Source organism: Aeromonas sp. R7-5 (assembly GCF_040908015.1).
Taxonomy (GTDB): domain Bacteria; phylum Pseudomonadota; class Gammaproteobacteria; order Enterobacterales; family Aeromonadaceae; genus Aeromonas; species Aeromonas caviae.
In genome coordinates this window covers 97,481-112,518 of sequence record NZ_JBFOCZ010000034.1, presented here as the reverse complement: position 1 = coordinate 112,518, position 15,038 = coordinate 97,481, and the positions used below count along the sequence as shown (strand labels likewise).

Sequence of the window (15,038 nt, the reverse complement as noted above, 5' to 3'; positions counted from 1 at the left end):
CTATGCTGGCCCTGTCAATCACCACAAGGAGCGCAAGATGATCGTCAGGAAGTTGAGATTGCAACGGGGATGGTCCCAGGAACAGCTGGCGACCCTCACTGGCCTGAGCGTTCGCACCATTCAGCGAATAGAGCAGGGCCAGCAACCCGGACTGGAATCCCTCAAGGCCCTGGCCGCCGTCTTCGAGCTCGATGTGACCCAACTGCAGGAGAGCGAGATGAAAGGGAATGAGGGCGAAGATCGGGGACGCGTGCAGGTGGCACGGGATGAGCGGGAGGCGATGAAGTTCGTGGAGGGGCTCAGGGGCTTCTACGGCCACCTCATGAGCTATGTGCTGGTGATAGGGGGGCTGTTTGTCATCAACTACCTGAGCAACCCGGATTATATCTGGGCCTGGTGGCCCATGCTGGGCTGGGGGTTGGGGCTGGCTTCTCACGCCATCAACCTGTTCCAGCCCTTCAAGCTGTTCGGCCCGGAATGGGAGCGGCGCCAGGTCGAGAAACGGCTGGGGCGCAGGCTCTGATCCGCTCATCATGAAAAAACGGGCCCGGCATTGCCGGGCCCGTTCTGTTTTCAGCTCCATTTCGCAGGAGAGGGCATTGCTCTCCTCTCAACGGCGGATCATTCCCTTGTTCCGCAGAGAGCCGCTCTACTTGGCATAGGCCGGGCAGGGGGTGGCGATCAGGGCGTCGTCCTCGTAGCGCCACAGGGTGAGGCTGTTGCCCCAGACACACCCGGTGTCGAGTCCCTTGATATCGGATTTGCCGGTGTTGCCCATCAGGGCCGCCCAGTGGCCGAACACCAGGATGGGGTCATCCACATGGTGCTCGCGCTGCTCGAACCAGGGGCGCAGGCCCGGGGTCGATTCGGTGGGGCCCTTCTTGCATTTGAAGTCGAGGCGCCCGTCGAAGTAGCAAAAGCGCATCCGGGTGAAGCTGTTGATGATGTAGCGGTAACGCTCTATGCCCAGCAGGTTGTCGTTCCAGCTGTCGGGCTGATCGCCATACATGTTGTGCAGCAGCCAGCTGTACTGATCCCCGCGCAGCAGGCTCTCCACCTCCCGGGCACAACTGCGGGCGGTGTGGGCGTCCCAGGCGGGGGAGAGGCCCGCATGCACCATCATGATGGGCAGGTCGGGGTGTTCTGCCAGCAGGGGACGGTGACGCAGCCACTCCAGCAGCTCGTCCCGATCCGGCGCCTCCATCAGCGCCTGCAGCTTGTCTTTCTTCTTGAGCGGGGCGACCCCGTGGGCCACCGCCAGCAGGTGCAGGTCGTGGTTGCCGAGCACGGTGACGGCCTGCTGCCCCAGTGATTTGACGAAACGCAGGGTGTTGAGGGAGTCCGGCCCCCGGGCGACGAGATCGCCACACAGCCAGAGCGTGTCGTTATCGAAGTCGAACTCGGCAAGATCCAGCAGACGGCGCAAATCGTCGTAGCAGCCCTGGATATCACCGACGAAACAGTTCGCCATGAAACCTCAGTTGATTATGTTGGGGACGGCCAGCGTGAAGGGGGCGATGGGGGCTTCGAATTGTTGCCCCGATTCATCCTGCAGGATGTAGCTGCCTTCCATCACGCCAAGCGGTGTGGCGAGGGGAACGCCACTCTGGTAGGAAAAGGTCTCGCCGGGGGCGATCAGGGGTTGTTCACCGACCACGCCGGGACCTTCCACTTCCAGCATCTTGCCATTGGCATCCGTAATGAGCCAGCGTCGATGCAGCAGTTGCACCGTGCCCGGACCCAGGTTCTCAATCTCGATGCGATAGAGAAAATGGTAGGGATCTGCGGTTCCCGCCACATAGCTGGGGTGGGGGCGGACCACTATCCGGGCTTGGGTCATGGGATCAGGCCTGTTGCTGGTCGGCCAGCCAGTTGGCGATCGTGACGAACTGCTCGAGGGAGAGATTCTCCGGGCGCAGGTTGCCATCGATGCCAAGCTCGGTCAGCTGGGCGTCGGTGATGAAGTTGGAGAAGCTGTTGCGAATGGTCTTGCGACGCTGGCCGAAGCCTTCGGTGCAGACCCGGTTCAGGCAACGAATGTCTTTCGCGACGATAGTCGGGTTCTTGTGCGGGATCAGACGTACCACGGCGGAATCCACCTTCGGCGCCGGCTTGAAGGCGCCCGGGCCCACTTCCAGCACCGGCACTACCTGACAGTAGTACTGGGTCATCACGCTCAGACGGCCATAGGCCTTGCTGCCCGGGCCGGCGGCCAGACGCAGCACCACTTCCTTTTGCAGCATGAAGTGCATGTCCTCCACCCGGTCGGCAAATTCGCACAGGTGGAAGATGAGCGGGGTGGAGATGTTGTAGGGCAGGTTGCCGAAGATGCGCAGCGGCCCCTTGCCTTCCCCCATCAGGGTGCTGAAGTCAAAGCGCATGGCATCGGCTTCGATGACGGTCAGCTTCTCTTTCAGGGTGGGGTGTTCGCGCAGACGTGCGGCAAGATCCCGGTCCAGCTCGACCACGGTCATCTTGTCCATCTGGGCGGCGACCGGCTCGGTGAGCGCGGCCAGACCCGGGCCTATCTCCACCAGATTCTGACCCGGTTGCGGGTTGATGGCGGCCACTATCTGGTCGATCACATACCGGTCGTGCAAGAAGTTCTGACCGAAACGCTTACGGGCCGTGTGGCCCATGTGCACCTTACTGCTCATATCTTTTTTTCTCTACCATCTGGATGGCGTGGTTGATCGCGGTGGTGAGGCTGCCGGGGTCTGCCAGGTTCTTGCCTGCCAGATCCAGCGCGGTGCCGTGGTCCACCGAGGTACGGATGAAGGGAAGTCCGAGGGTGATGTTGACCGAGTTGCCAAAGCCCTTGTACTTGAGCACGGGCAGCCCCTGATCGTGGTACATGGCGAGTACCGCATCCGCATCCTTGAGGTATTTGTCCTGGAACAGGGTATCGGCCGGCAGCGGGCCGACCAGATCGATCCCTTCCTGGCGCAGGGCGGCCAGGGCGGGTTCGATGACATCGATCTCTTCACGGCCCAGATGACCCCCTTCCCCGGCATGGGGATTGAGGCCGCAGACATAGATCCGGGGCTGTTCGATGCCGAATTTGCGCTTGAGATCCGCATCCAGGATGCGGATCACCTTGCCAAGGCGATCCTCGGTGATGGCCTTGGCCACATAGGCAAGGGGAATATGGGTGGTCGCGAGGGCCACTCTCAGTCCTTCGGTGGCCAGCAGCATCACCACATCGGCGGTGTCGGACTGCTGGGCGAAGAACTCGGTGTGACCGCTGAACGAGACGCCCGCCTGGTTGATGATCCCCTTGTGCACCGGCCCGGTCACCACGGCGGCAAATTCGCCGCTCAGGTTGCCGTCGCAGGCGCGCTGCAAGGTAGCCAGCACATAGGCGCCGTTGCCCTCATCCAGCTTGCCTGGCACCACGGGGGCGCCGAGCGGCACGGGGCAGACGGTCAGAGTCCCCGCCCGCTGCGGACGGGTGGGGGCGCTTTCGTCATAGGGTTCAAGCTCGACGGACAGCCCCAGCAGGGCGGCCCGTTCGCGCAGCAGGGCGGGATCGGCGATCACCACCAACTGATGGGGCCAGGCCCGCTGGGCAATCTGCAGCACCAGATCCGGGCCTATGCCAGCCGGTTCACCCGGGGTGATGGCAAACCGGTGGCAGCTCAGCTGTGCCTCGGCGTGCCCTGGATGCGCCTTGTTCATCTGCTTGTCGCCCATCAATTGGGTTCGATCTGGATGTAGGCTTCGTCGCGCAGCTCATCCAGCCAGGCCTGGGACTCTTCGGCGAAGCGGCGGTTGAAGATGAGCTGGTAGGCGCGTTGCTCCTGGGCCTTGCCGGTGGCGTCCTGGCTGCGGCGATCCTCGAGCTGCACGATGTGCCAGCCGTGGCTGGTGCGGAAGGGTTCGCTGATCTGGCCCGGTTGCAGGCGACCCAGCATGTCGCGGAATTCCGGCACATAGACGTTGGGATCAGACCAGCCCAGCTCGCCACCCTGCACCGCAGAGCCCGGATCCTCGGAGTATTTCTCTGCCATGCTGGCAAAGCTGGCCTTGCCGCTCTTGATGTCGTGCAGGATGCCGTCCAGGGTGCCCTTGGCCTTCTCCTCGCTCAGGATGATGGAGGGCTTGATCAGGATGTGGCGCGCCTTCACCTCGGTCTGCATGACCTGTTGCTGACCCTTGGTGTCGAAGATCTTGATGATGTGCAGACCGGCGCCGGAGCGCAGCGGGCCGACGATGTCACCCTTGCCGGCCCCTTGCACGGCTTCCGCCATCAGGGTGGGCATCTCCTGCGGGCTCAACCAGCCCCAGTCACCCCCTTCCAGCGCCTTGGGACCGTTACTCTCGGCAATGGCCAGCTTGCGGAAGTCTGCCCCCTCTTTCAGGGACGCCAGAATGCGCTCGATCTTGGCCTTGGCAGCGTTGAGCTGCTCGGCATTCGGGTTGTCCGGCAGCGCGACCTGGATATGGCCGATATGATATGACGTCTGCTGCTGGCCCTGTTTGCTCAGGGCCTCGACCACCTGTTTGACCTCCTGATCGGAGATGTTGATGCGACGGCGGACCTGGCTGCGGCGCACCTCGTTCATCAGGATCTCGCGGCGCACCTCCTCACGGTACTGGGCGTAGGTCAGGCCTTCCCGCTCCAGTTGGGCGCGCAGTTGCTCCAGGTTCATCTTGTTGTCGGCGGCGATGCTCTGAATGGCCTGTTCCAGCTGGGTGTCACTGATCTTGAGCCCCTGGCGCTCCGCCAGTTGCAGTTGCAGGCTCTCCTGGATCAGGCGATCCAGCGCCTGCTTGCGCAGGGTGACGTCATCGGGCAGGGACTGGCCGCTCTCCTGGGCGGAGGCCTTGACCTTTTGCACCAGGGCCTCCTGCTGACTGGCCAGCACCACATCCTTGTTGACCACGGCAAGCACCTTGTCCATCAGCTCGGGGGCGGCGAGGGCACCCTGGCTCATGACTCCGAACAGGCCTGCGGTCAGCAGGGAAATCAACGTCTTCTTCATATCCATCTCTCAAGGCGTTTGCCAGACCGATTACTGGTCTCGCAGGTTAAACGGACGAATGTAAGGCAGTGCTTCGGTGTCCAGGGAAGTGCCCTTGGAGCCGGTACCCACGCTACCCAATCCTTTCATTTCAAATTGAATGCCGAGGCTGCGCTCGGACGTCGGGGTCAGGTTCACGTTGTCTGGCGTGTTGACCCATTCCAGGTTGAAGTTGATGCTCCAGCAGCAGGAGTCGTATTTCAGACCCACCTTGCGGTCCACTTTGACGTTCTGATTGAGCTCCTGATAGTAGCCGCCATAAAGGTGCCAGCGATCGTCCAGCGGGGTGGTCAGCAGCAGGCCGATCTGGTTGAGATCCGTCACCTGGCCCTTGTGGTCGAGGTCGTAGTTGGCATCCCGCACGAAGCGGTGGTTCAACTGGCTGATCAACTTCTCGTGACGGTATTCCAAGGCGCTGTTGGCAGAGCTTATCTGGCGCTGTTCCATATCATATTGTGCCCCCGCATGGGCATACCACTGCTCGTTGATCTTGGCGTCACCCTCGAACGACAGCGGGGAGCGGGTATTGGTGCTCAGCTCATCGCTGCTGTAAAGCTTGACCCTGGGCGCAACGAAGTCGAAGGCTTGGGCAACGGCCAACCGGATTCGTTCATCCCCGGCCGGATCATAAATGCGGGTGGTGACCCCCAAGGAGAGCCGGTTGGAGTCGCTGATGCGGTCCAGACCGGCGAAGCGGCGATCGCTGAAGAGGCTGTAGTAGTCCTGGCGCATGGTGGTGGAGTCATAGACACCGATGTTGTCCTGATCCTTGTAGGGCACATAGAGGTACTGGAATTCAGGCTCCAGGGTCTGGTTGGCTCCCTCGCCAAACCACTGCTGATCCCGCTCGAAGGTCATGCCGCCCTTGAGACGGAACGAGGGCAGCACCCGGGTAATTGCCCCCTCTTCCAGGGTAACGTCGCCGCCCTCTCTCGGGGTGAAACGATTGGTGAAGGTGCTGCTCATCTGGTCAGGCACCGTCTGGTCGTAACGGGTGTACATCAGCTTGTACTGGCTGTCGAGGAAGTAACCCGCCTCGTCAACGAGGGGGATGGTCAGGGTGGGGGCCGTGTAGACCCGGGTGCCGGTGTAGGCTTCACCCTTGTTCTGCTCGATGGCCTGATCGTTGTTGTAGCCGAAGTTGGTCAGCTCGGTATTCCAGGCCAGATCGTACCAGCTGCCCTGCTGGTAGTAGTTGTGGTTGATGCGCGGCATCAGCTCGTGGGGCTGCTGGGCGCTGGCCAGCAGGATCTGGTAGGTCCGTACCTCGGCATCGAGGTTCCAGTTCTGCTGGTAGTAACCTGCCTTCAGGGATTGCTGCAACTGGTTGTCGACCTGGGTCCCCACCTTGGGGGTGAAGTCGTTGAAGTAGTTGTAGTCCTGGTCCCGCACCTTGGTGTAGTCCACCGACACCCGCATGGCGTTGTCCATGAACATGGAGGTGTGGCGGGCACTCAGCAGGTAGCGGTGACCGTCAGAGAGATGCTGATTGAGGCTGGCCGTCTCGTCGTACTGCTTGTCGTCCGCCAGGTTCTCGAAGTAGAGGCTCCCCACGTGGGCCGGGTCCGGCATGTAGCGGAACTCGACCTGTTCCATCAGGCCCCGCCTGTCCATGAAGCGGGAGGTGATGGTGGCATCGTAGTTGGGGGCGATGTTCCAGTAGAACGGCTGGGTGATGTCCATGCCGTTCTTGGAGCTTTGGGTATAGCCCGGGTAGAGCAGACCGGTCTTGCGCTCATCCTTGATGGGGAAGTTGATATAGGGGAAGTAGAAGACCGGATAGTCATAGAGCCAGAGGCTGGCGTTCCAGGCCTCCCCGAATACCTCGGACTGATCGATGTCGATGCTGCCGGCCTTCAGGGTCCAGGCCTCCTGGCCCGGTGGGCAGGTGGTGTACTGGGCCCCTTCCAGAGTGATGTTCTGGTTGTTGTTGGTCATGGTCACCTTTTCGGCGAAGCCGCGCACCGGTGAGCCATGCACCTGATACTTGCCCTCTTCCAGCTCGGAGTTCTTGGTGTCCAGGTTGGATTTCAGGGTCTTGTCGCTGGTGACCGTGATCTGGCCATCGTTGTAATAGATGTTGCCGATGGCGATGACATCCCGGCTCTTCTGGTCGAGCTGGGCATAGTCGGAGTCGAACTTGCGCACGCCCTGACGCACCTTGACGTCACCCTCGTAGACGGCGGTACCGCCCTGCTTGGCCTCCAGGCGATCGGCATCCACCTCGACGGGCTGGGCATTGGCGTCCTGGCCCGCACTGGGCTTCTCTATCTTGGGGACATAGTCATAGCAGAGGCTGTCGAGGATCCCGGTAGCGGGTGGCGCATTGAGTGGCGCTGCCTGGGCCATGAGCGGGCTCAGGGCAGGAACAAGGCTGATGGTCAGGGCGATGGGACAGGAGTATCCCAGTGTCCATTTTGTCATGTGAAAGGCTCGCGCAATCCGTAGTAAAAACGGTGGATTCAGGGCATGCATTTTATGTCAGGATCCATCGAGTTGACATTGCATGTCATTGCTTTATGTTAGCCGGCAATGATAAAGCATTATTGCGGCCAGGGCTAACAGCCAAGTGCTGCTTTCCAATTTGGTTCCCGACTCATGCACGATCGCGCTTCCCTGCTTTTGCAATGGGCTCGCCGGATTTCCGGTGACGCCAACCTCTCGTTGACGCTTATTTCCGGTGACGCCAGTTTCCGCCGCTACTTCCGGGGGGGCGGTCTGGTGTGGGTGGATGCTAATCCGAAAACCGAAAAAAATCATGAATTCGTTCGCAATGCGGCCGCCCTGCACGATGCGGGGCTGCTGGCCCCCGAGGTAAAGGGGGTCGACTACGAGCAGGGATTGCTGGCAGTGACGGATCTGGGGGATACCCAGCTTATCGGCTGCTTGAACGAAGAGAGCGTACTGGCCTGGTATGGCAAGGCCATCGCCCTGCTGCCAGGGCTCGGCGCCGTGGTGCTAGAGCTCGAGCCCTTCGATGAGGCCTTCATGGCCCGCGAAAATGCCATCTTCCCCGAGTGGTTGCTGGGACATCACTTGCAACTGGCTCTGAGTGATGAAGAGCAGCAGTTGCTGGCGGAGACCTTCGCCTGCCTCACGGCGAGCAACCTGGCCCAGCCACAAGGAGTGATGCACCGGGACTTCCACAGCCGCAACCTGATGGTGTGCGGCGGGACGAACCCGAAGGAGAGCGACCTCGCCCTTATCGACTTCCAGGACATGGTCATCGGGCCGCTGAGCTATGACCTGGTCTCCCTGCTCAAAGATTGCTACGTGCGCTGGCCGGACGCGGTGATCGAGCAGGGCATGCGACTTGGCTTCGACACCCTGCAAGGGGCCGGTCTGCTCGGCAATCTGGACTATGCCGCGTTTCGTCGCGCAGCCGATCTCACCGGCATGCAGCGCCACCTCAAGGCGGCGGGGATCTTCACCCGCCTCTATCACCGCGATGGCAAGGCCGGCTACCTCAAGGACATTCCCCGTACCCTGGGCTACGTGGTCGATGTCTGTCGCAGCCATGGCGCCGCCTATCCGGTGCTGGCCCGCTTCGGCCAGTGGCTGGAGCAGGTGGTGCTGCCCGGATTGGCGCGCACCGGGGTGACACCATGAAGGCGATGATCCTGGCCGCCGGGCGCGGCGAGCGGATGCGTCCGCTCACCGATCTGCTCCCCAAGCCGCTGCTGGCGGCGGGGGGCAAGCCCCTCATCGTGCACCATATCGAAAAACTCAAGGCAGCCGGCGTGACCACACTTGTCATCAACCACGCCTGGCTCGGACACAAGCTGGTGGCGGCCCTCGGCGATGGCAGTGCACTCGGGGTCTCCATCCACTGGTCGGCCGAAGAGAGCGCGCTTGAGACCGCCGGCGGCATCGTGCAGGCGCTGCCCCTGCTGGGCTGCGAACCCTTTCTGGTGATCAACGGCGATACCTGGCTCGACCTGGATTATCGCGCTCTGGTGAACCAGCCGCTTGGGGACGATCTCGCCCACCTCTGGCTGGTGCCCAACCCTCCCCAGCATCCGCAAGGGGACTTCTCCCTGCAAGCGGGTCGGGTGCTGGACACCCCGGCCCTCACCTTCAGCGGCGTCGGCCTCTATCAGCCCGCCGCCTTTGCCGGCTTGCCCTGCGGGGCGCGCAAGCTGGCCCCCCTGCTGCGCGACTGGATGGCGCAGGGACGGGTGGGTGGCAGCCTGCTGGCAGGCGAGTGGCGCGACATCGGCACAGTGGATCGGCTGCGCGAGCTGGACGAGCAACTGCTCGCCGGCACCCATTAACATCACGAGGTCTTGAACCATGCGTATTTGGGGCAAGGTGCTTGGCACCTTCTTCGGTTTTTTGCTCGGCAACATCTTCGGTGCCCTGCTGGGCCTGTGGATCGGCCATCGCTTCGATCGGGGCATGGGGATCCGCGGGGCCTTCCAGCGGGCGCCCAGCCAGCAACAGCAGGCCGTTTTCTTCCATGCCACCTTCGCCGTCATGGGCCACATCGCCAAGGCGAGCGGCCAGGTCACCGAGCATGAAATACGGGTCGCATCCAACCTGATGGACAGGATGCGGCTGGCCGGAGAGCAGCGGGTACGGGCCCAGGAGTCATTCCGCCAGGGCAAGGAGGCGGACTTCCCCCTGCGCGAGACCCTGGCGGAGTTTCGCCAGGCGAGCCTGGGGCAGCGTGACATCCTGCGCTTCTTCCTCGAGGTCCAGCTGCAGGCCGCCTTCGCCGACGGTCAGGTGGAGGCGAACGAGCGGGCCATCCTGCAAACCATCGCCGACGAGCTGGGGTTCAGTCGCATCGAGCTTGCCCGCATTCTGGCCATGGCCGAGGCCCAGATGAACTTCTTCCACCGCCAGCAACAGCAGGGCAGTGGCCAGGGGCAGCAATACCGCCAGGAGCCCCCCTCCCGGGATCGCCTCAAGGATGCCTATCAGTTGCTCGGGGTGAGCGAGAGCGACAGCGATCAGGAGATCAAGCGTGCCTATCGCAAGGAGATGAGCAAGCATCACCCTGACAAGCTGGCCGCCAAGGGATTGCCCCCCGAGATGATGGAGATGGCCAAGGAAAAGACCCAGGAGATCCAGCAGGCCTGGGAGTGGATCCGCGAGGCCCGCGGCATTCGCTGAGCCCTGAGCCCGCCATAAAAAATGCCCGTCGATGACGGGCATTTTTGTTTTCAGAGTCTGGTTTTTCTTTTCATGGAAGAAAAATCAGTGGGCATCGACCCAGACAAACTTGAGGACGAAGAGCAGGGCCACCACCAGCACGCAGGGGTTGATCTCGCGCCAGCGGCCGGTGCCCGCCTTCATTACGCAGTAGGAGATGAAGCCCACGGCGATCCCCTCGGTGATGGAGAAGCTGAACGGCATCATCACCGCGGTCATGAAGGCCGGCACCGCTTCGGTCAGGTCTTCCCACTTTACCCGGGTCAGCTCGGAGCACATCAGCACGCCCACGTAGATGAGAGCTCCCGCTGCGGCATACGCCGGTACCATGGCGGCGACCGGAGAGAAGAAGATGGCCAGCAGGAAGAGGATGCCCACCACGATGGCGGTCAGGCCGGTGCGACCGCCGACGGCGACGCCGGAGCTGCTCTCGATGTATGCCGTCACGGACGAGGTCCCCATGAAGGCGCCGCCGACGGAGCTGACGCTGTCCACCACCAGGGCCTGCTTCATGCGCGGGAAGTGCCCCTTGTCATCGGCCAGCTTGGCGCGGTTGGTCACGCCGATCAGGGTGCCGGAAGAGTCGAACAGGTTGACCAGCATGAAGGAGAAGATGATCCCGGCAAGGCTGATGTCCAGCGATCCCATCAGATCCAGCTGGCCGAAGACGGGGGTGATGCTCGGCGGCACGGAGACGAAGCCCTTGAAGGTGACATCGCCGAACAGCCAGCCCAGGGTGGTGGTGACGACGATGGCGATGAGCACGGCGGAGTGGACGCCACGGGCGGAGAAGATGCAGATGAGGAAGAATCCCAACAATCCCAGCAGGCAGGGCAGGGAGGTGAGGTTGCCCACGGTCACCATGGTGGCGGGGCTCGCGACCACGATGCCGGCATTGTGCAGGCCGAGCAGGGCGATGAGCAGACCGATGCCGGCGGTGATGCCGACCCGAAGTGTCAGGGGAATATTGGCGATGAGCCAGTAGCGTACCCGCAGCAGGGTCAGGATCAGCAGGCCCAGCGCACCCCAGAAGATGGTGCCCATGCCGACCTGCCAGGAGTAGCCCATGCCAGCCACCACCACGAAGGCGAAGAAGGCGTTGAGGCCCATGGCGGGAGCCAGGGCGATGGGCAAGTTCGCCAGCAGACCCATCAGGATGCTGCCGACACCGGCGATGAGGCAGGTGGTAACGAACACGGCCTGGGTGTCCATGCCTGCCGCAGAGAGGATCTGCGGGTTGACGAAGACGATGTAGACCATGGTCAGGAAGGTGGTGATGCCGGCGATCACCTCGGTGCGGGCCGTGGTGCCATGACCGCGCAGGGCAAACAGGCGCTCGAGCAATCCCTGCCCGGCAGCCGGGCTGGCGGTCTGCCCGGTAGCGTGATGTGGTTGATTCATGTTGGATTCCAATGGGTGACGTGAAATAGGCAGCAGGGGGCCGGCCCATCCATGCGGGGCGACGGACCCTGATTCTGGCGGTGAAGTGACCAGACTCGTCCTGATACCGTGACAGCGCGCACATTTTCACACAGGCGGCCAGGTTTACAAACCCCGGATGTGCGAGGCGGATCAATGAATAGAGTAAAAATTCAAACGTTTTCCCCCGGAGGCTGAAAAAAGGGGACCAATAGAGCCCCGTTTCCACATCGGGATCAACGGTTTTTCTGGTAGCGTTCGATAAGCTGGCTCAGCACGGCATCACTCTGCTCCAGCAAGGGATCGAGGGCCAACCCCATGCGTTGCAGCAGCAGGGTTGCCTGGGTTTCGCTCAAGGGGCGGCCATCGAGGAAATAGGCCTGCTCGGCCAGTTGCTTGTCATGGCGGGGCAGCAGCACCCAGTGCACCCGTCGGGGTTCGATGGCGGCGAGGATCCGGTTGGCGGCCGCGCAGAAGGTATCGATGTGCTGCTTGCCATCCGGCCCCAGACAGCCGGGTTCGAGCCGGATCTGGATGGTGACTCTGGTGGTGGAGGCTTGGGTCATGGGTCGCTATCGCTGGGGAAGAGGTGGAGATTGTAAGTCAGAAGAGGCAAAAAAGGGGAGCCCCGGCTCCCCTTGTGACGTCATGCCTGGCGGCGCGGCTGTTGCCTCGCCTTACTTGGCGATGCGCTTGTACTTGGCGCGGCGCGGCTGGATAGCCTCGGCACCGTAGGTCTTCTTCTTCCACTCTTCGTATTCGGTGAAGTTGCCTTCAAAGAACTCGATCTTGCCCTCGTCCTGGTAGTCGAGGATGTGGGTGGCGATGCGGTCGAGGAACCAGCGGTCGTGGGAGATGACCATGGCGCAACCCGGGAACTCCAGCAGGGCGTTCTCGAGGGCGCGCAGGGTTTCGATGTCCAGATCGTTGGTCGGTTCATCCAGCAGCAGCACGTTGCCGCCGGTCTGCAGCAGCTTGGCCAGGTGCAGACGGCCACGTTCACCACCGGAGAGCTCGCCGACCCGCTTCTGCTGGTCGGAACCCTTGAAGTTGAAGCGGCCGATGTAGGCGCGGCTCGGGAACTCGTAGTTGCCGATGCGCAGGATGTCCTGGCCGTCGGCGACTTCCTCGAACACCGTCTTCTTGTCGTTCATGCTGTCGCGGAACTGATCCACGGAGGCCAGCACCACGGTGTCACCGAGGGTGATGGAACCGGAATCCGGTTGCTCCTGACCCGACATCATGCGGAACAGGGTCGATTTACCGGCACCGTTCGGACCGATGATGCCGACGATGGCACCCTTAGGAATGGAGAAGGAGAGATCGTCGATCAGCTGGCGGTCGCCATAGGACTTGCAGAGGTTGGCCACCTCCACCACCTTGTCGCCCAGGCGCGGTCCGGGCGGAATGAACAGCTCGTTGGTCTCGTTGCGCTTCTGGTAGTCGTTGGTGTTGAGCTCTTCGAAGCGAGCCATACGGGCCTTGGATTTGGCCTGACGGCCTTTCGGGTTCTGACGAACCCACTCCAGTTCCTTCTCGATGGACTTGCGACGGGCAGCTTCGGAACTCGCCTCCTGGGCCAGACGGGCATCTTTTTGCTCCAGCCAGGAGGAGTAGTTGCCCTCCCAGGGGATGCCTTCGCCACGGTCCAGCTCCAGGATCCAGCCCGCCACGTTGTCGAGGAAGTAGCGGTCGTGGGTGATGGCCACGACGGTGCCTTCGTAGTCGTGCAGGAAGCGCTCCAGCCAGGCCACGGATTCCGCATCCAGGTGGTTGGTCGGTTCGTCCAGCAGCAGCATGTCCGGCTTTTCCAGCAGCAGACGGCACAGGGCCACGCGGCGGCGCTCACCACCGGAGAGGTGCTTGATCTGGGCATCCCAGGCCGGCAGGCGCAGGGCGTCGGCTGCGCGCTCCAGCTGGTTTTCCATGTTGTGGCCGCCCTGGGCGGCGATGATGGCTTCCAGCTCGCCCTGTTCGCGGGCCAGCTTGTCAAAATCCGCATCCGGGTCGGCGTAGGCTGCATAGACCTCGTCGAGGCGCGCCATGGCGCGTTTGACGTCGCCGACCGCCTCTTCGACCGCTTCGCGTACGGTCTGCTCCGGATCCAGCTTCGGCTCCTGGGGCAGGTAGCCGATCTTGATGCCGGGCTGCGGACGGGCTTCCCCTTCGATCTCGGTGTCGATACCCGCCATGATGCGCAGCAGGGTCGATTTCCCGGCGCCGTTCAGGCCCAGCACGCCTATTTTGGCCCCCGGGAAGAAGGAGAGGGAGATGTTCTTGAGAATATGACGCTTGGGCGGCACGACCTTGCCGACCCTGTTCATGGTGTAAATAAATTGAGCCATTGGCTAATTCTCTTCCTTTCAGCAGTTTAATGTCTTGGCATTAACAAACTGATGTCGTGGTGGGGCCGGGTCGACGGGCCGTCAACCCGGTTCCAAAAAACCCGTCGATTGTAAACCAATGGGAGAGGGGCGGCAAAGCCGGGCGCCGCAGGCCGGGACGGCCGACAGGCGCGAGGGAAGAGGGGCAACCGGGCAAGCTCAGCGCGGTGAGCTGCGGCGGGCCGGTTTGTCAGGATCCTGCCCCGAGTAGTAGAGCACCCGCTGCACATACTCCTGGGTTTCCTGATAGGGCGGCACACCGCCGTGGCGCAGCACGGCCTGCTCCCCGGCGTTGTAGGCGGCGCTGATCCTCACCCAGTCCGGACCGAACTGCTTCTCCAGCCACTTCAGGTAGATCATGGCGCCACGGATGTTCTGCTGGGCATCGAACGGCCGGGTCACGCCGAAGCGGGCCTGGGTTTCGGGAATGAGCTGCATGACGCCCTGCGCCTGCTTGGGGGAGACGGCGGTACTGTTCAGATTGGATTCGGCGATGGCGATGGCCAGGGCGAGCTGGGGGTCCACTTTGTGACGCTGGGCGGCCTGGCGGATCATGACGGCCAGCTTTTGCTTGGCCTGTGACTGTCTGGCCAGGTAGCGCTCCTGATCGAAGGGAGTACTGGGGCGTACCCAGGGAGCACCACCGCCACCGCCTCCGATGCCGCAAGTACCCAGGGGGGCATTGCCGACCCGCTCGTTGTAGTAACGGGCGGCCTGCTGGTTGCCAAGGCGCATGGCCATGGCCAGGTAGGCGTTGGCGCTGCGGGCATTGCGGATCCCCTGGGGGCCGCGGGCCAGCAGGCGGCCGATGCGGTAATAGGCTTCCGGGTTGCCAAGGTTGGCGGCGGTGCAGTAGTGGGCGATGGCCTGCCGCGGGTTTCCCTGTTCCATGGCGGCACCCTGGCGCAGTGCGCTCATGGCCTTGGGGGCCTGACGAAAGGGATCTGCGTGGGAAGTGGTGGCCAGCAGTATCAGGAGTCCCCAGCCCCAGAGTCGTTTTTTCATGGAAACCTCGTCGTTGGTATCCGCAACATATAGGCCCGATCCGGGGAGG

Annotated in this window: 14 protein-coding genes; 4 read left to right on the top strand and 10 right to left on the bottom strand. The window is 62.5% G+C overall.

Going from position 1 to position 15,038, the window contains the following annotated elements:
- The first annotated feature begins 37 nt into the window (after positions 1-37).
- Positions 38-523, top strand: a complete 486-nt coding sequence (locus tag AB5Y53_RS19515; RefSeq protein ID WP_041211140.1) for a 2TM domain-containing protein — start codon at positions 38-40, stop codon at positions 521-523.
- Positions 524-649: 126 nt separating this feature from the next.
- Here the strand turns inward: AB5Y53_RS19515 and AB5Y53_RS19510 are convergent, their stop codons facing one another.
- From AB5Y53_RS19510 to lptD, 6 genes are read right to left on the bottom strand one after another with little or no spacing between them, the layout of a single operon-like run.
- Positions 650-1,471: a symmetrical bis(5'-nucleosyl)-tetraphosphatase gene (locus AB5Y53_RS19510; protein WP_039040022.1), complete on the bottom strand. Its 822-nt coding sequence runs from the start codon at positions 1,469-1,471 to the stop codon at positions 650-652.
- A 6-nt stretch (positions 1,472-1,477) separates the two neighbouring features.
- Complete coding sequence (gene apaG, locus AB5Y53_RS19505; protein ID WP_010673206.1) at positions 1,478-1,840, bottom strand: Co2+/Mg2+ efflux protein ApaG; 363 nt, start codon at positions 1,838-1,840, stop codon at positions 1,478-1,480.
- A 4-nt stretch (positions 1,841-1,844) separates the two neighbouring features.
- On the bottom strand, positions 1,845-2,657 hold the full coding sequence (rsmA, locus tag AB5Y53_RS19500; RefSeq protein ID WP_010673207.1) for a 16S rRNA (adenine(1518)-N(6)/adenine(1519)-N(6))-dimethyltransferase RsmA: 813 nt from the start codon (positions 2,655-2,657) through the stop codon (positions 1,845-1,847).
- Positions 2,647-3,642 (bottom strand): 4-hydroxythreonine-4-phosphate dehydrogenase PdxA, encoded by a 996-nt coding sequence (gene pdxA, locus AB5Y53_RS19495; RefSeq protein WP_368183006.1) that lies wholly within the window; start codon positions 3,640-3,642, stop codon positions 2,647-2,649. Before pdxA ends, rsmA begins: the two co-directional genes overlap by 11 nt.
- A 50-nt stretch (positions 3,643-3,692) precedes the next feature.
- Complete coding sequence (surA, locus tag AB5Y53_RS19490; protein ID WP_010673209.1) at positions 3,693-4,985, bottom strand: peptidylprolyl isomerase SurA; 1,293 nt, start codon at positions 4,983-4,985, stop codon at positions 3,693-3,695.
- Between the two features lie 30 nt (positions 4,986-5,015).
- Complete coding sequence (gene lptD / locus AB5Y53_RS19485) at positions 5,016-7,448, bottom strand: LPS assembly protein LptD (RefSeq protein ID WP_368182972.1); 2,433 nt, start codon at positions 7,446-7,448, stop codon at positions 5,016-5,018.
- Positions 7,449-7,622: 174 nt separating this feature from the next.
- Between lptD and AB5Y53_RS19480 the strand changes: the two genes are divergently transcribed.
- Genes AB5Y53_RS19480 through djlA form a run of 3 tightly spaced genes read left to right on the top strand, consistent with a single transcriptional unit; the run spans position 7,623 to position 10,142 of the window.
- Positions 7,623-8,633, top strand: a complete 1,011-nt coding sequence (locus AB5Y53_RS19480; protein ID WP_368182970.1) for an aminoglycoside phosphotransferase family protein — start codon at positions 7,623-7,625, stop codon at positions 8,631-8,633.
- Positions 8,630-9,298, top strand: coding sequence for an N-acetylmuramate alpha-1-phosphate uridylyltransferase MurU (gene murU, locus AB5Y53_RS19475; RefSeq protein ID WP_029313864.1), 669 nt, complete (start codon positions 8,630-8,632; stop codon positions 9,296-9,298). The genes AB5Y53_RS19480 and murU overlap by 4 nt, the downstream gene beginning before the upstream one ends.
- A gap of 19 nt (positions 9,299-9,317) precedes the next feature.
- A complete protein-coding gene (gene djlA / locus AB5Y53_RS19470) occupies positions 9,318-10,142 on the top strand; it encodes a co-chaperone DjlA (RefSeq protein ID WP_134997929.1) in 825 nt (274 codons plus the stop codon).
- An 84-nt stretch (positions 10,143-10,226) separates the two neighbouring features.
- Here djlA and AB5Y53_RS19465 read toward each other — a convergent pair whose 3' ends face one another.
- From AB5Y53_RS19465 to AB5Y53_RS19450, 4 genes are all read right to left on the bottom strand, one after another.
- Positions 10,227-11,582, bottom strand: coding sequence for an NCS2 family permease (locus AB5Y53_RS19465; protein ID WP_042864352.1), 1,356 nt, complete (start codon positions 11,580-11,582; stop codon positions 10,227-10,229).
- 254 nt (positions 11,583-11,836) lie between these two features.
- On the bottom strand, positions 11,837-12,166 hold the full coding sequence (locus AB5Y53_RS19460) for a hypothetical protein (RefSeq protein WP_346199091.1): 330 nt from the start codon (positions 12,164-12,166) through the stop codon (positions 11,837-11,839).
- Between the two features lie 111 nt (positions 12,167-12,277).
- Positions 12,278-13,945, bottom strand: coding sequence for an energy-dependent translational throttle protein EttA (gene ettA / locus AB5Y53_RS19455; protein WP_010673216.1), 1,668 nt, complete (start codon positions 13,943-13,945; stop codon positions 12,278-12,280).
- Between the two features lie 198 nt (positions 13,946-14,143).
- Positions 14,144-14,989: a lytic transglycosylase domain-containing protein gene (locus AB5Y53_RS19450; RefSeq protein ID WP_042864350.1), complete on the bottom strand. Its 846-nt coding sequence runs from the start codon at positions 14,987-14,989 to the stop codon at positions 14,144-14,146.
- Positions 14,990-15,038 lie beyond the last annotated feature (49 nt).

Bases quoted from the DNA above. Each gene is read 5' to 3' on its own strand.
- AB5Y53_RS19465 (WP_042864352.1), bottom strand. From the start codon at position 11,582: ATGAATCAACCACATCACGCTACCGGGCAGACCGCCAGCCCGGCTGCC.
- murU (WP_029313864.1), top strand. From the start codon at position 8,630: ATGAAGGCGATGATCCTGGCCGCCGGGCGCGGCGAGCGGATGCGTCCG.
- djlA (WP_134997929.1), top strand. From the start codon at position 9,318: ATGCGTATTTGGGGCAAGGTGCTTGGCACCTTCTTCGGTTTTTTGCTC.
- lptD (WP_368182972.1), bottom strand. From the start codon at position 7,448: ATGACAAAATGGACACTGGGATACTCCTGTCCCATCGCCCTGACCATC.
- AB5Y53_RS19515 (WP_041211140.1), top strand. From the start codon at position 38: ATGATCGTCAGGAAGTTGAGATTGCAACGGGGATGGTCCCAGGAACAG.
- apaG (WP_010673206.1), bottom strand. From the start codon at position 1,840: ATGACCCAAGCCCGGATAGTGGTCCGCCCCCACCCCAGCTATGTGGCG.
- AB5Y53_RS19510 (WP_039040022.1), bottom strand. From the start codon at position 1,471: ATGGCGAACTGTTTCGTCGGTGATATCCAGGGCTGCTACGACGATTTG.
- surA (WP_010673209.1), bottom strand. From the start codon at position 4,985: ATGAAGAAGACGTTGATTTCCCTGCTGACCGCAGGCCTGTTCGGAGTC.
- ettA (WP_010673216.1), bottom strand. From the start codon at position 13,945: ATGGCTCAATTTATTTACACCATGAACAGGGTCGGCAAGGTCGTGCCG.
- rsmA (WP_010673207.1), bottom strand. From the start codon at position 2,657: ATGAGCAGTAAGGTGCACATGGGCCACACGGCCCGTAAGCGTTTCGGT.
- AB5Y53_RS19460 (WP_346199091.1), bottom strand. From the start codon at position 12,166: ATGACCCAAGCCTCCACCACCAGAGTCACCATCCAGATCCGGCTCGAA.
- AB5Y53_RS19450 (WP_042864350.1), bottom strand. From the start codon at position 14,989: ATGAAAAAACGACTCTGGGGCTGGGGACTCCTGATACTGCTGGCCACC.
- AB5Y53_RS19480 (WP_368182970.1), top strand. From the start codon at position 7,623: ATGCACGATCGCGCTTCCCTGCTTTTGCAATGGGCTCGCCGGATTTCC.